The 13,943-nt window shown below is 71.0% G+C and carries 13 protein-coding genes; 1 reads left to right on the top strand and 12 read right to left on the bottom strand.

What is annotated here, in order from left to right:
- Positions 1–23: 23 nt before the first annotated feature.
- Entirely contained in the window at positions 24–632 is a 609-nt protein-coding gene (locus PV963_RS41180) for a TetR/AcrR family transcriptional regulator (RefSeq protein WP_274821548.1), read from the bottom strand.
- A 109-nt stretch (positions 633–741) separates the two neighbouring features.
- On the opposite strand from PV963_RS41180, the gene PV963_RS41175 reads away from it, so the two are divergent.
- Positions 742–2,238: a cytochrome P450 gene (locus tag PV963_RS41175; RefSeq protein ID WP_274821547.1), complete on the top strand. Its 1,497-nt coding sequence runs from the start codon at positions 742–744 to the stop codon at positions 2,236–2,238.
- Here PV963_RS41175 and PV963_RS41170 read toward each other — a convergent pair.
- The 11 genes from PV963_RS41170 to PV963_RS41120 form a co-directional block, all read right to left on the bottom strand.
- Positions 2,200–3,042: a pentapeptide repeat-containing protein gene (locus PV963_RS41170; protein ID WP_274821546.1), complete on the bottom strand. Its 843-nt coding sequence runs from the start codon at positions 3,040–3,042 to the stop codon at positions 2,200–2,202. The genes PV963_RS41175 and PV963_RS41170 overlap by 39 nt on opposite strands.
- 36 nt (positions 3,043–3,078) lie before the next feature.
- Positions 3,079–3,972, bottom strand: a complete 894-nt coding sequence (sigJ, locus tag PV963_RS41165) for an RNA polymerase sigma factor SigJ (RefSeq protein WP_274821545.1) — start codon at positions 3,970–3,972, stop codon at positions 3,079–3,081.
- Between the two features lie 29 nt (positions 3,973–4,001).
- The gene (locus PV963_RS41160; protein WP_274821544.1) at positions 4,002–4,736 is read right to left on the bottom strand and encodes a PIG-L deacetylase family protein; all 735 of its coding nucleotides are present in this window, start codon (positions 4,734–4,736) and stop codon (positions 4,002–4,004) included.
- Between the two features lie 50 nt (positions 4,737–4,786).
- The gene (locus PV963_RS41155) at positions 4,787–6,088 is read right to left on the bottom strand and encodes an alpha/beta fold hydrolase (RefSeq protein WP_274821543.1); all 1,302 of its coding nucleotides are present in this window, start codon (positions 6,086–6,088) and stop codon (positions 4,787–4,789) included.
- Positions 6,089–6,209: 121 nt separating this feature from the next.
- On the bottom strand, positions 6,210–7,235 hold the full coding sequence (locus tag PV963_RS41150) for a LacI family DNA-binding transcriptional regulator (RefSeq protein WP_274821542.1): 1,026 nt from the start codon (positions 7,233–7,235) through the stop codon (positions 6,210–6,212).
- Positions 7,236–7,322: 87 nt separating this feature from the next.
- Positions 7,323–8,747: a BNR repeat-containing protein gene (locus PV963_RS41145; protein ID WP_274821541.1), complete on the bottom strand. Its 1,425-nt coding sequence runs from the start codon at positions 8,745–8,747 to the stop codon at positions 7,323–7,325.
- A gap of 16 nt (positions 8,748–8,763) precedes the next feature.
- A complete protein-coding gene (locus PV963_RS41140) occupies positions 8,764–9,084 on the bottom strand; it encodes an L-rhamnose mutarotase (protein WP_274821540.1) in 321 nt (106 codons plus the stop codon).
- A gap of 34 nt (positions 9,085–9,118) precedes the next feature.
- Positions 9,119–10,201: a rhamnose ABC transporter substrate-binding protein gene (gene rhaS / locus PV963_RS41135; RefSeq protein ID WP_274821539.1), complete on the bottom strand. Its 1,083-nt coding sequence runs from the start codon at positions 10,199–10,201 to the stop codon at positions 9,119–9,121.
- A gap of 29 nt (positions 10,202–10,230) precedes the next feature.
- A complete protein-coding gene (locus tag PV963_RS41130; RefSeq protein ID WP_274821538.1) occupies positions 10,231–11,241 on the bottom strand; it encodes an ABC transporter permease in 1,011 nt (336 codons plus the stop codon).
- Positions 11,234–12,274, bottom strand: coding sequence for an ABC transporter permease (locus PV963_RS41125; protein ID WP_274821537.1), 1,041 nt, complete (start codon positions 12,272–12,274; stop codon positions 11,234–11,236). Before PV963_RS41125 ends, PV963_RS41130 begins: the two co-directional genes overlap by 8 nt.
- A complete protein-coding gene (locus tag PV963_RS41120) occupies positions 12,271–13,788 on the bottom strand; it encodes a sugar ABC transporter ATP-binding protein (protein ID WP_274821536.1) in 1,518 nt (505 codons plus the stop codon). Before PV963_RS41120 ends, PV963_RS41125 begins: the two co-directional genes overlap by 4 nt.
- Between the last annotated feature and the right edge of the window lie 155 nt (positions 13,789–13,943).

Below are 13,943 nucleotides of genomic sequence, written 5' to 3'. Positions count from 1 at the left end.
TCACGTGATCTTTACGAGGGCTTTCAGGGAGTGAGGACGCCCAGCAGGGCGCGAGCGCACAGCTCGCGCACCTGATCCCGGCTCAACTCCGTGCCGCGCAGCCACTCCAGACAGACGGACGTGGTGAACGCCAGCCACCCGCGCACGGCGAGCCGCGCCTCCGGCCGCCTCTCACAGGCCGGCCCGAACTCGGGATCCTCGGCGAGCGCCGCGAGGATCTGCCGTTCCTGCGCCGCCAGGGCCCGCTGGTAGACCCGCCGCACCGCCTGGTCCCCGGCCGCGTCGGCGCGGTGGAAGGCGCGGTAACCGTGGGCGTGGGCCTGGACGTACTCCAGGAACGTGTCGAGGCCACCCGCGAGCTGCTCGCGCACCGGGACGCCGGGCACCGCCGCCGTCATGCGCAGCATCCGCTCGCTCTCGCGCTCGACGACCGCCGCGAAGAAGTCCCGCTTGGTCGGGAAGTAGTGGTACAGCAGCCCGCGCGACACCCCGGCGATCTCGGCGACCTGCTCGATCCACACGTCGTCGTACGGACTCTCCGAGAACAGCCGCGCGCCGACGGCCAGAAGCTGCTCCCGGCGCTCCTCGGTGCTGAGCCGGCGGCGGGTGCGCCCGCTCTGGTTCGCGGCCATGCCCGCACTTTACTTGACGCCGGTTCAACAACCGGACCAGACTGAAGCGCGCTATTGAACCCACGTACAACACGTGCCAACCCGCCGCTGTATCAAGGGAGATCGCGTCATGACGGAGGCGCCGACACGGGACGGTCTGCCCAAGGGTTTCCGCAGTGCCGAGCTGGGCTGGCCGGAGCTGAACCGCATTCCGCATCCGCCGCACAGGATCCCGCTGCTCGGTGACGTGGTGGGCGTGAACCGGCGCACTCCCCTCCAGGACTCGCTGCGGTACGCCCGCCAACTGGGTCCGGTCTTCCGCCGGAAGGCCTTCGGCAAGGAGTTCGTGTTCGTGTGGGGCGCCCGGTACGCGGCCGACCTCGCGGACGAGTCGCGGTTCGCCAAGCACGTGGGGCTGGGTATAGCGAACCTCCGGCCGGTCGCGGGGGACGGCCTGTTCACGGCGTACAACCACGAGCCCAACTGGCAGCTCGCGCACGACGTGCTCGCGCCGGGGTTCAGCCGCGAGGCGATGGCCGGTTACCACCCGATGATGCTGGCCGTCGCGCGTCAGTTGACGGAGCACTGGGACCGGGCGGCGGCGACGGGCCGGGCGGTGGACGTGCCGGGCGACATGACCAAGCTGACGCTGGAGACGATCGCGCGCACCGGCTTCGGCCATGACTTCGGGTCGTTCGAACGCTCCCGGCCGCACCCCTTCGTCACCGCGATGGTCGGCACGCTGACGTATGCGCAACGGCTCAACACGGTGCCCTTCCCGCTGGCTCCGCTGCTGCTCCGCAGCGCGAGCCGCCGCAACGCCGCCGACATCGCCCACCTCAACCACACGGTCGACGAGCTGATCCGGGCCCGGCAAGCCACCGGCAGCGGGGACGGAGACCTGCTCGACCGGATGCTGGAGACGGCCCACCCCGACACCGGGGAGCGGCTGGAGCCGCGCAACGTCCGCCGTCAGGTCATCACCTTCCTCGTCGCCGGCCACGAGACGACGTCCGGCGCGCTCTCCTTCGCGCTGCACTACCTCTCCCGCCACCCCGAGGTCGCGGCCCGGGCGCGCGCCGAGGTGGACCGCGTCTGGGGCGACGCGGCGGAACCGGCCTACGAGCAGGTGGCCAGGCTGCGCTACGTCCGCCGGGTGCTGGACGAGTCGCTGCGGCTGTGGCCCACCGCGCCCGCCTTCGCCCGGGAGGCGCGCCAGGACACGGTGCTGGCCGGGGAGCACCCCATGCGGCGCGGGGCGTGGGCGCTGGTGCTGACGCCGATGCTGCACCGGGACCCAGAGGTGTGGGGCGCGGACGCCGAGCGGTTCGATCCGGACCGCTTCGACGCGCGGGCCGTACGGTCCCGGGCCCCGCACACGTTCAAGCCGTTCGGGACCGGCGCGCGGGCCTGCATCGGGCGCCAGTTCGCCCTGCACGAGGCGACGTTGGTGCTCGGCCTCCTGCTGCGCCGCTACGAGCTGCGGCCCGACCCCACGTACCGGCTGCGGGTGGCGGAACGGCTGACGCTGATGCCGGAGGGGCTGCGGCTGCACCCGGAGCGCCGGACCCCGGTGCGGGAACCGGCCTCAGACCTGCGCTGTCCAGTGCCCGGGGCGGGTGACTGACTCCGGGAGCCGGGTCCCGGCACTGCCCCGGGCCGCGTTCAGCTGCGGCTGGGTGAGGAAGAACGCCCCGGTCAGGTCGGCGTCCGTGAGGTCCGCGTCGCGCAGGTCGGCACCGATCAGGTCCGCGCCCCGCAGATCCGCGCCCGTGAGGTCGGCTGCGATGAGGTAGGCGCCACGGAGGTTGGCGCCGCGCAGGTCGGCGCCCTTGAGGCGGGCGCCCATGAGGTCCGCGCCCCGGCGGTTCTTCTTACGGCCCTTGGTGCCGGCCCTGGCCAGCTCGCTCGTCCTCAGCAGCAGGACGTTGACCTCCTGGCGGTGCGCCCCCACGTCCAGCCCGGCGAGCTCCTCGGGGGTCAGCCCGGCCAGCTCCTCGGTCCTCTCCAGGGCCCCCCGCAGATCGGCGTGGACAGGACGGGCCGCGGGCAGCGCGAGCGCCTCGGTCAGGTACCACAGCAGCTCGTGCAGCTGCCGGACGACCGGGAAGACGTCGAACATGCGGCGGGCGTGCTCCGGCGGCCCGGACCTCCAGTCCCGGCCGCCGAAGGTGATCTGCGAGACCTGCTGCCCGGCGCCGAAGCAGTCGTAGACCGTGCAGCCGGTGAACCCCTTCTGCCGCAGCCTGGCGTGGATGCCGCAGCGGTGGTCGCTCTGCAGATTGCGGCAGGGTGTGCCGGCGTCCTTGTCGACCGCGAAGTCGGCCGAGGCCGCGAAGGGCAGGGCGACGCAGCACAGCCCGAAGCACCGCTCGCAGTCGCCGTGCAGTTCCGCCTGCGCGGACTTGTGATCTCGCATGCCGTTCAGCATACGAAATGAGAACTCACCTGGTCGTGGTCGCCGGTGTCACCCCGCGAGGCCGGGCGTCTCCAGGCGCTCCAGCCGCTCGGGGTCGGCCAGGATGTACATGGCGGTGATCCGGCCGTCGGCGATCGTGACCCCCATGACCGACTGCACGCGTCCCCCTGGCGCGTTGACGACCCCGACCGAGCCGTTGACCAGCACCAGCTCCGCGGACTGCGCGAACCGGGCGAACATGAGCGCCTGTTCCGCCACCGCCTTCGCCCCCTGGACGACCTTGGACACGGCCGCGCCGCGCACCAGGGCACCCGAGTCGGCCCGCAGCACCACGTCCGGGTGCAGGAGCGCGAGCAGGGCCTCGAAGTCCCCGCCGCGGGAGGCGGCCAGGAAGGCGTCGAGGACCTCCTTCTGCCGGCCGAGGTCCGGCTCGGCCGCCGGGGTGGCTCCCCGCACCCGGCGCCGGGCGCGGCTCGCCAGCTGCCGGGTCGCGGCCGGGCTGCGCTCCACGATCGGCGCGATGTCGTCGAACGGCACGGCGAACATGTCGTGCAGCACGAACGCGAGCCGCTCGGCGGGCTCCAGGTTCTCCAGGACGACGAGCAGGGCCAGGCCCACCGCGTCGGCGTGCAGCACCTCCTGCTCCGGGTCGATGGGCGACAGGGGCCTGAGCACCGGGTCCGGCACGAAGGCGTCGTCCATCGGCTCCTCGCGGCGCGCGGTGCGCGAGCGCAGCAGGTCCAGGCAGATGCGGCCGGTCACGGTCGTCAGCCAGCCGCCCAGGTTGCCGATGTCGTCCGCGTCCGAGCGGCTCAGCCGCAGCCAGGCCTCCTGGACGGCGTCCTCCGCCTCGGCGAGCGATCCGAGCATGCGGTAGGCGACGGCCTTCAGCCGCCCCCGGTGCTCCTCGAACCGGTCGGCCAGATCCTCACTGCTTGCCATGGTCTCCCCCATCTCCCCCATCATCCGTGTCATCTGCCGAACAGTTCGAACGCCACGGCCGGCCTGCCCCCGAACCGCTCGCCGGTGGCCTCGGCGTGCTGGGTGAGGAAGCCGCGGACGTATGTCTCCGGGTCCTCGTCGGTCAACGCCTCGATGTACGTGCGGTGTTCGAGCAGTGAGCGCACCGCGCGTTCCATGCCGGGCGTCGCGTCGACCGCGTGCGTGGGGGTGCTGGACCCGGCGACGGCGACCCAGCGCACGCCGTCCCAGGGTTCGAGGCCCTGCTCGGTGAGCTCCGGGAAGATCCACCGGTTGCCGGCGTCACCGGCCGCGTCGAGCGTGGCGCGGCCGACGGCCACGTGGTCCGGGGTGTTCCAGGCGACGCCGCCCCAGGTGTCCCGGTGGTTGAGCGTGATGACCAGCTCGGGCCGGTGCCGGCGGATCGCGGCGGCGATGTCGCGGCGCAGGGCGGTGCCGTACTCGATGACGCCGTCCCTGTGGTCGAGGAACTCCACGGCCGACACGCCGACCACCGCCGCGCTCGCCCGCTGCTCCCGCTCCCGCAGCGGCCCGCACCGCTCCGGCTCCAGTGTGTCGATGCCCGCCTCGCCCCGGGTCGCCAGCACATAGGCGACCTCGCGGCCCTCGTCGGTCCAGGCCGCGATCGCCGCCGAGCAGCCGTACTCGAGGTCGTCGGGGTGGGCCACGACCGCGAGGGCACGCCGCCAGTCGTCGGGCATGGGCGGGAGTTGAGTGGTCGTCATGTCGGCAGACTAATCGGCGCCACCGACATCACCACGCGCCCGGCGCGACTTCACGCCTCGTTGCGCGCCAGCGCCAGCAGCCGGTCGAGGACCCGCCCGCCGCCGGTGCGTACGCCGTCGTGCTCGAACTCGTCCGTGACCCAGGTGCGCAGGCCGCGGATCGCGCGGGCGGTCCGCAGGGAGTGGGCCGTGTCGACGTACATGTCGTCGTGGAAGACGGCGGCGACGACCGGTACGTCGTTCGCGGCGAGGCGGGCCGGGTCGTACAAAGGAGTCCAGTCGGTGCGGGCGGCGAGCAGTTCGGCCGTCTCTCGCAGGGGGCGCAGCGCCGGGTCGCAGTCGAACATCCAGGGGTGGATCGACTCGCCGGTGAACAGCAGCGGTTCGTCGCCCGCGAGGGCCTTCGCGGCGTCGAACTGCGGGAACTCGGCGCGGACCCGCTCGGCCGACCAGGCGGTGGGCCGGGCGTCCTGGCCGTAGATGGCCTCGTGGACGAGGGCGTACAGCGGGTGGCGGGCGTAGGACAGCATGCCCTGCGCCTGCTCCTGGAACGCGTCGGAGAGGGTGAGGCCCTGTGAGCTGCGGACGAAGGCGTTCTCGAGGAGGTAGTGGAGGCGGTGGGTGCCGTCGCCGGTGCCGAGGACGATGCCGAGGGACTGGAAGGCCTCGACGGTGAGCCGGTAGCCGTTCGGCAGGACCACGTCGTGGTTCAGGACGTGGTCGGCGATGCGACGGGCGCGCTCGGCGTCCTGCGGGTAGCGGGCGTAGTGCGCGGCGACCTTGCGTTCGATGCGCGGGAAGGCGGCCCGGTAGACCTCGTCGGCGTGGGCGTCCAGGGAGGGCAGTCCGCCGGTGATCACGGCGGTGGCCAGGCCCTCGGGCGCGAGGGACAGGTAGGTGGTCAGGCAGAAGCCGCCGAAGCTCTGGCCGAGGACGGTCCAGGGGGCGCCGCCGGTGACCTGCGCGCGGATCACCTCGCAGTCGCGGACGATCGAGTCGGCGCGGAACCGGGTGAGGTAGTCGGCCTGTTCGGCGGGGCCGCCGCGCAGCGGGAGCGTCTGCCGGTTGGCGGGCGTGCTGTGGCCGGTGCCGCGCTGGTCGAGGAGGAGGACGCGGTACTCCTTCAGCGCGCGGCCGAGCCAGCCGGGCCTGCCGACGGAGCGGTCCGCGCCGAAGCCGGGTCCGCCCTGGAGGTAGAGCAGCCACGGCAGGTCCTGGTCCGCCTTGTCGCTCGCGACGACCTCGCGGGCGTACAGCTCGATCGTCTCGCCCCCGGGGTGGTCGTGGTCGAGGGGGACGGTGAAGCGGCGGTCGGTGAGGACGACTCCGGGCTGGCGGTAGCTGAGGGTCAACAGGGCTCCCGGGACGGACGGATTTTCGGACCGCGTCCCAGTTCATCACAGGGTCCGTCCGCGCGTGGCCCCTTCGGATCATGAAATCTTCCTGAACGGCGGTTCAGGCTCAGCGTGCGGGTCAGCGGGCGGACAGACTGGAGCGGCGGACCACCAGCTCGGGCTGGAGCACGACCCGCCGGTGCTCGTGCGGCCGGGCCGGGCCGTCCTCCTCCGTCTCCTCCAGGAGCAGGTCGGCCGCCATGGCGCCCATGGTGACGGCGGGCTGCCGTACCGAGGTGAGCGGGACGGCCGCGGCCGCCGCGAACTCGATGTCGTCGTAGCCGACGATGGCGAGGTCGTCCGGGACACCGACACCGGCCGCGTACATGGCCTGCAGGACACCGAGCGCCAGCAGGTCGTTGGCGCAGAACACGGCGGTCGGCCGGTCGGCGAGGCCGAGCAGGCGGGCGCCTGCGTCGCGGCCCGCGGCGACGTCCAGCCGTTCGGTGGGCAGCTCGCGCAGCGCGTCGGGGCCGAGCCCGGCCTCGGCGAGCGCTTCGAGGGCGCCCGTGCGCCGGTCGCGGACCTGGTTGAGGCCGGGCGGGCCGCTGACGTAGGCGATGGAGCGGTGCCCGGCGTCGACGAGATGGCGTACGGCCAGGGCGCCGCCCGCGACGTCGTCGACGGAGACCGAGCACTCGGTGGTGCCCTCGGCGACCCGGTCGACCAGGACGAACGGGATGCCGTGCCGGCGGAACGCCTCGATGTTGCGGCCCGTGGCGTCGGCCGGGGTGAGCAGCACGCCGCGCACGCGCTGCTCGGCGAAGAGCGACAGGTACTCGGCCTCCTCGCCCGCGTTCTGGGCGCTGTTGCACACCATCACGCCGAGTCCGGCCCGGCGGGCGGCGCGTTCGGCGCCGCGGGCCACGTCGACGAAGAAGGGGTTGCCCATATCGAGGACGAGCAGCCCCATGATCCGGCTGCGGCCCGCGCGCAGCTGGCGCGCGGACTCGCTGCGGACGTAGCCGAGCCGGTCTATCGCGGACAGCACGCGGGCCCGGGTCTCGGTGGCAACCGTGTCCGGGCGGTTGATCACGTTGGAGACCGTGCCGACGGAGACTCCGGCGGCGCGGGCGACGTCCTTGATACCCACCGACTGGGCCATCGGGCAGGGACCTCCTGGTGAGATGAGGGGGGCGGCGGCCGGAGCGGCTTCACATTACCGGCATGCCGCCCCGGCGACCGGCTTCGGTCAGGCGGGCAGGCGGAAGTCGATCACGCGCAGCGCCGAGGGCGTCGTACCGCTGGACTTCTCCTGGTACATGAAGGACAGCACCCCGTCCTGCGCGACGCGCATCTCGTCGATGACGACCTCCCCGAAGGCGTTGAGGCCGCTGCCGTCGAACAGGATCCTCCAGTCGGTGTATCCGGAGGCCGCCGAGGCGCCGGCGATCCGCCCGAAGGGGAAGATCGCGTACGCGTTGTCGTACTTGTCCAGGATCAGCTTGGTGCGCTGGCTGGAGTTCAGCGGGACCGGGATCTCGGTCTTCTGCCAGGTCCCGGAGGCGTTCCTGCGGACGTGGAAGGCACGGCCGTTGCGCGTCCGGTCGGTGACGTAGTTGGTGGTGCACTGCCCGAAGCGGCCGGGGACGTAGGAGATGATCGCGTGGGGCCGGCCCGCGGAGTCGGTGAACTGGCTCTCCTGGTTCATCAGGGAGTGGTCCGGGTTGAGCGGGTCGACGACCAGCCCGGCGTCGTTCACGGACACCTTGTCGGAGCCGCCGGTGACGCCGACGACGGTGCCCGCGTTGTTGCGCCAGGTGCGGCCGCGGTCGTCGGAGTAGACGTAGCCGGTGTCGTGGTTGGCGATGCCGCCGCGGTTGCACATCACGGCGCTGTTCTGCTCGCGCCAGGTGAAGAAGGAGTGCAGCCGCCCGCCCCGGTCGTAGTCGATGCCGTGCAGGTACATGTTGCGGGCGGTCGAGGAGCCGTGCTCGCTGCGGTACGTGCCGGTGGAGCTGGACCATTCGCCGAGGTTGGTCCACTTGGTGCCGTCGTACTCGGCGAGCGCGTTGCGGCCGTTGCCGGAGACGGCGACGCGGTAGCTGAGCTGGAGCCTGCCCTCCGGCGTGGAGATGAACTGCGGGTAGGTGAACTGCGAGGTCAGCGCCAGGCCGTCCAGGGTGGACCGGGGCGCGCCGAAGCGGCTCGCGGTCCAGCTCAGCCCGCCGGGGTTGTCCATCAGCCCGGCGACCGACTTGACGTAGGTGAAGCCGTCGCTGTGGGAGTCCATGTTGAGGTGGAGGCGGCCGTCGACCTTGGAGACGCCCATGGAGATGACGTTGTGGGAGTCGTTGTACCGCAGGGTGTGGCCCACCTTCACGGTGGACCAGGTACTGGCGCCGAGGGCGCGGCGGCCGACGACGGCGTTGCGGTCGGCGGTGTACCAGACGGCGTACTGGTAGCCCTTGTAGGTCAGCAGGCCGTTCTTCTGGAACGCGTTGTTGTTGACCAGGCCGTCGTACGACACGAAGAAGATGGCCTGGTTGTCGAGGGTGGTGGTGCCGGTCCGGGTGACGGAGGGGCCGGGGTCGGCGGCCCGCGCGGTGCCGGAGGCGAGGGCGGGGGTCACCACAGCTCCGGCGAGGGCGGCGGCCAGCAGCGTACGTCTGTGCATCTCGTGGACTCCTTCGTCATGCGAGGTGGAAGACTTCCGTGAGCGGTTTCATGGCCTCGTCGGGCCGGGCGCCGTCCAGCGACTCGAAGAACGGCGCCATCTCCGCCTGCCAGCGGGCGTTGACGTCGGTGGCTTCCATTCCGGCCCGGGCGGCCGCGAAGTTCTCGGTCTCCAGGTAGCCGACGAGCAGTCCGTCCTCGCGCAGGAAGAGCGAGTAGTTGTGCCAGCCGGTGTCCGAGAGTGCCTGGAGCATCTCGGGCCAGACGGCGGCGTGCCGCTCGCGGTACTCGTCGAGGCGGTCCGCCCGGACCTTCAGCAGGAAGCACACGCGCTGCATCAACAGCCCTTTCAGTGATCGAAAAACGCGGTGATCAGAAGTTGAACTGGTCGATGTTCTTGGCGTCGAACACGGTCGGCTTGCCGAGGCTGATCACGCCGTCCTTGCCGATGGTGTACTCACCCATGGAGCCGGCCTTGAAGGTCTCGCCCTCCTTGCCGGTGATCTGCCCGGAGGACAGCGCGACGGCGGTGCGGGCGGCCAGCTCGCCGAGCTTGGCCGGGTCCCACAGCTCGAACGCCTCGACGGTGCCGTTCTTGACGTACTTGCGCATGTCGTTGGGGGTGCCGAGGCCGGTCAGCTTGACCTTGCCCTTGTACTTGGAGCCCGACAGGTACTGGGCGGCGGCCTTGATGCCGACGGTGGTCGGGGAGATGATCCCCTTCAGGTTCGGGTACTCCTGGAGCAGGCCCTGGGTCTGCTGGAAGGACTGCTGGGCGTCGTCGTTGCCGTACGCGGTCTTCACCAGCTTCATGTTCTTGTACTCGGGCTTCTTCAGCTCGTCCTTCATGAAGTCGATCCAGGTGTTCTGGTTCGTCGCGGTCTGCGCGGCGGACAGGATCGCGATCTCGCCCTTGTAGCCGATCTGCTTGGCGAGCAGCTGCACCTCGGTGCGGCCCAGGTCCTCGGCGGACGCCTGGGAGACGAAGGCGTTGCGGCAGTCGGGGGTGGTGTCGGAGTCGTACGTGACGACCTTGATGCCGTTCTTCATGGCCTGCTTCAGCGCGGTGCACAGGGCGCCCGGGTCCTGCGCGGAGACGGCCATCGCGTCGACCTGCTGCTGGGTGAGCGTGTTGACGTAGGAGACCTGGCCGGAGGTGTCGGTCGCGCTGGACGGACCGACCTCCTTGTAGCTGGAGCCGAGCTCCTTCAGCGCCTTCTCGCCGCCCTTGTCGGCGGTGGTGAAGTACGGGTTGTTGACCTGCTTGGGCAGGAACCCGACGGTCAGCCCCTTCTTCAGCTCGGCGTTCGGATCGGCCTTGCCGGCGGTGGCGGCGGACCCGCCTTCGCTCGCGACGTCCTTCTTGGTGGTGCCACCGCAGGCGGTGAGCGCCAGGGCGAGCGAGGTGGCGGTGGCGAGCGCCGCGCAGCTGCGGCGGAGGGTTGACTTACGCATGACGATGTCCTTTACGAGGAAGGGCTGAGTTACGAGGTCGGAGTCGAGGCGGCTCTGCGGCCCGCCCTCGCTACGGAGATCTGCCGTGCGACCCTGGGGCCGAGCACGGAGAGGACGAGCAGAACGCCGGTGACGACGATCTGCGACTGCGCGGAAACGTCCTGGAGGCTCATCACGTTCTGCAACGCCCCCAGCAGAAACACCCCGGCGATGGCGCCGCCGAGCGTGCCCTTGCCACCGTCGAAGTCGATACCACCGAGCAACACCGCGGCCACAACCGACAGTTCGAGCCCCATCGCGTTGTCGTACCGCGCACTCGCGAAGTGCAGCGCCCAGAAGATGCCGGTGAGAGAGGCCATCAGGCCCGTCACCGTGAACAGCAGCAGCTTCTGCCGCTTGACCCGGATGCCGGCGAACCGCGCCGCCTCCTCACTCGCCCCGATCGCGAACAGCGACCGCCCGAACGGCGTGGCGTGCAGCGCGACCACCGCGATGGCGAGCAGGACGAGGAACGGCAGCAAGGCGTTCGGGATGAACGTGTCGCCGATGCGCCCGGACGCGAATTCCAGGTACTGGGTGGGGAAGTCGGTCACCGCGTCGGAGCCGAGCACGATCTGCGCGATGCCCCGGTAGGCGGCGAGCGTGCCGATGGTGACGGCGAGGGACGGCAGCCCCAGCCTGGTCACCAACAGGCCGTTGATCAGCCCGCACACGACGCCCAGCAGCAGGCAGATCGGGATGATCGTCTCGATGGCCATGCCCTGGTTCCACAGGGTGCCCATCACGGCACCGGACAGGCCCGCCGTGGAGGCCACCGACAGGTCGATCTCGCCGGACACCACCAGCAGGGTCATCGGCAGGGCGATCAGCGCGATCGGCAGCGTGTTGCCGATGAGGAACGACAGGTTGAGCGCGTTGCTGAACCCGTCGACGAAGCCGAAGGAGAACAGCAGGACGACGATGAGGAGTGCGCCGACGGCGGAATCCCACCTTTTCAAGGCGGACCAGCGGACCGCTCGGCTCAGGGAGATGTCAGCCATGGCGGGCGTTCCTCTTCTTCAGGGCGGAGGCCACGCGCAGCGCGACGATCCGGTCGACCGCGATGGCGAGGATGAGCAGGATGCCGTTGATGGCGAGCACCCAGACGGAGCTGACGCCGAGGGCGGGCAGCACACTGTTGATCGAGGTCAGCAGCAGCGCGCCGAGGGCCGCGCCGTAGACGCTGCCGGAGCCGCCGGTGAAGACGACGCCGCCGACCACGACCGCGCTGACGACGGTGAGTTCGTAGCCGTTGCCGGTGCCGGAGTCGACGTTGCCGAACCGGGCGAGGTACAACGCGCCGGCGAGTCCGGCGAGGGCGCCGCAGAAGGTGTACGCGGCGAGGATCCGCTTGCGCACGGGGATGCCGGCGAGGCGGGCGGCCTCGGGGTTGGAGCCCAGCGCGTACAACTCGCGGCCACTGGCGAAGTGCTTGAGGTAGTAGGCGGTGACCATGAGGACCGCCAGCGCGATCAGTGCCAGGTACGGCACCGCCGAGACGCCGCCGGAGCCGAAGTCGACGAAACCGCCGGGCAGATCGGCCGCCGTGATCTGGCTGGAGCCGACCCAGATGGAGTCGATGCCGCGGATGATGTAGAGCGTGCCGAGGGTGACGACGAGGGCGGGCACCTGACCGAGGCTGACGAGCAGGCCGTTGAGCAGTCCGAAACCGATGCCGAGCAGCACGGCCAGCGCGATGGCCACGACCGGGTTGCCGCCGCCCTGGAGATACGTGCCGGCGGCGAAGGCGCTGATGCCCAGCGTGGATCCGACGGACAGGTCGACGTTGCGGGTGATGACGACGAGGGACTGGCCGGTGGCGACCAGTACGAGGATCGTCGCGTTCAGCAGCAGGTCCTTGATGCCCTGTTCGGACAGGAACTGGCTGTTGCCGGCCTGGGTGACGGCGATCATCACCAGGAAGACGACGAGGATGGCGAGCTCGCGCATCTTGAAGACGCGGTCGACGAGGCGGGTGCCGCTCGACTTGGGCACGTCGGCCACGGGGGCCTGTTGTGGGGTGACGACCGTCATGCGGCGGCCCTCCCGGTGGCTGCGGCCATCACGGATTCCTCGGTGGCGTCGGAGCGTGGGATCTCGGCGGTGAGCCGTCCCTCGTGCATGACCAGCACGCGGTCGGCCATGCCGAGGATCTCGGGCAGGTCGGAGGAGATCATCAGGACGGCCACGCCGTCGGCGGCCAGTTGCGACAGCAGCCGGTGCACCTCGGCCTTGGTGCCGACGTCGATGCCGCGGGTCGGCTCGTCGACGATCAGCACCTTGGGGCCGGTGGCGAGCCACTTGGCGAGCACGACCTTCTGCTGGTTGCCGCCGGAGAGGGTGTTGACGGTGTCGGCGATCCGGGCGTACTTGACCTGGAGCTTGACGGCCCAGTCGAGGGAGCGGCTGCGCTCGGCGCCGCGGTCCATCAGGCCCGCCTTGACCGTCGTGCGCAGCCCGGTGAGTCCGATGTTCCGCTCGATGGACATGTCCATCACCAGGCCCTGGGCGCGTCGGTCCTCGGGGACCAGGGCCAGTCCGGCGGACATCGCGGTGGAGGGGGCGCCGTTGACCAGGGGCTTGCCGTCCACGGTGACCTCGCCGGCGTCCCAGCGGTCGATACCGAACACGGCCCGGGCGACCTCCGTACGCCCGGCTCCGACAAGTCCGGCGAGCCCGACGATCTCACCGCGCCGCACGTCGAAGGAGACGTCGGTGAACACACCCTCGCGGGTCAGGCGGCGCACGCTCAGGGCGACTTCACCCGGCTGCACGTCCTGCTTGGGGTACAGCTCGTCGAGGTCGCGGCCGACCATGCGGCGCACGAGGTCGTCCTCGGTCATGCCCTCAAGCGGTTCGCTGCCGACCCAGGCGCCGTCGCGCAGCGTGGTGACCCGCTGGCAGATCTCGAAGATCTCCTCCAGCCGGTGGGAGATGAACAGCACGGCGGCGCCCTGTTCGCGCAGGGTGCGTACGACGCCGAAGAGGCGGGCGACCTCGCTGCCGGTGAGCGCGGCGGTCGGCTCGTCCATGATCAGGACGCGGGCGTCGAAGGAGAGGGCCTTGGCGATCTCGACGATCTGCTGGTCGGCGATGGACAGGCCGCGGGCGGGCCGGTCGGGGTCGAGCTCGACTCCGAGGCGCTCCATGAGGGCGGCGGTCGCGTTGTGCGTGGCCTTGTGGTCGATCCGGCCGAGGGCGCGCCGGGGCCGGCGGCCCATGTAGATGTTCTCGGCGATCGACAGGTCGGGGAAGAGCGTGGGCTCCTGGTAGATCACGGCGATGCCGGCGTCGCGGGCGTCGCCGGGGCCGTGGAAGGCGACGGGCGCACCGTCGAGCAGCACCTGGCCGGCGTCCGGCCGGTGCACTCCGGCGAGTGCCTTGATGAGGGTGGACTTGCCGGCACCGTTCTCACCGGCGAGCGCGTGCACCTCCCCGGCGAACAGCTCCAGGGAGACGTCCCGCAGTGCGCGGACCGCACCGAAGGACTTGGAGACGTCCTTCAGTGCCAGAACCGGGGCCGGACCCGTGGTGGACGGGTGGGTCATGGGGGCTCCTCGACGACGCCGGCGGGACGGCCCTCTCGGCGTCGTGAAAGGTTTCAACTGGGTTGCCGGGACGTTAGGCGGGTCGCGCATGTCACGTCAATGGGTTCCGGTCGAAAAAGTTTCGAGTATAGAAGGTCACGCCCTGGTCACGAGTA

Source organism: Streptomyces coeruleorubidus, assembly GCF_028885415.1.
Classification (GTDB): domain Bacteria; phylum Actinomycetota; class Actinomycetes; order Streptomycetales; family Streptomycetaceae; genus Streptomyces; species Streptomyces coeruleorubidus_A.
This window is presented reverse-complemented; position numbering and strand designations above follow the sequence as displayed.

Bases quoted from the DNA above. Each gene is read 5' to 3' on its own strand.
- PV963_RS41180 (WP_274821548.1), bottom strand. From the start codon at position 632: ATGGCCGCGAACCAGAGCGGGCGCACCCGCCGCCGGCTCAGCACCGAG.
- PV963_RS41145 (WP_274821541.1), bottom strand. From the start codon at position 8,747: ATGCACAGACGTACGCTGCTGGCCGCCGCCCTCGCCGGAGCTGTGGTG.
- PV963_RS41175 (WP_274821547.1), top strand. From the start codon at position 742: ATGACGGAGGCGCCGACACGGGACGGTCTGCCCAAGGGTTTCCGCAGT.
- PV963_RS41170 (WP_274821546.1), bottom strand. From the start codon at position 3,042: ATGCTGAACGGCATGCGAGATCACAAGTCCGCGCAGGCGGAACTGCAC.
- PV963_RS41125 (WP_274821537.1), bottom strand. From the start codon at position 12,274: ATGACGGTCGTCACCCCACAACAGGCCCCCGTGGCCGACGTGCCCAAG.
- PV963_RS41160 (WP_274821544.1), bottom strand. From the start codon at position 4,736: ATGACGACCACTCAACTCCCGCCCATGCCCGACGACTGGCGGCGTGCC.
- PV963_RS41140 (WP_274821540.1), bottom strand. From the start codon at position 9,084: ATGCAGCGCGTGTGCTTCCTGCTGAAGGTCCGGGCGGACCGCCTCGAC.
- PV963_RS41130 (WP_274821538.1), bottom strand. From the start codon at position 11,241: ATGGCTGACATCTCCCTGAGCCGAGCGGTCCGCTGGTCCGCCTTGAAA.
- sigJ (WP_274821545.1), bottom strand. From the start codon at position 3,972: ATGGCAAGCAGTGAGGATCTGGCCGACCGGTTCGAGGAGCACCGGGGG.
- PV963_RS41150 (WP_274821542.1), bottom strand. From the start codon at position 7,235: ATGGCCCAGTCGGTGGGTATCAAGGACGTCGCCCGCGCCGCCGGAGTC.
- rhaS (WP_274821539.1), bottom strand. From the start codon at position 10,201: ATGCGTAAGTCAACCCTCCGCCGCAGCTGCGCGGCGCTCGCCACCGCC.
- PV963_RS41120 (WP_274821536.1), bottom strand. From the start codon at position 13,788: ATGACCCACCCGTCCACCACGGGTCCGGCCCCGGTTCTGGCACTGAAG.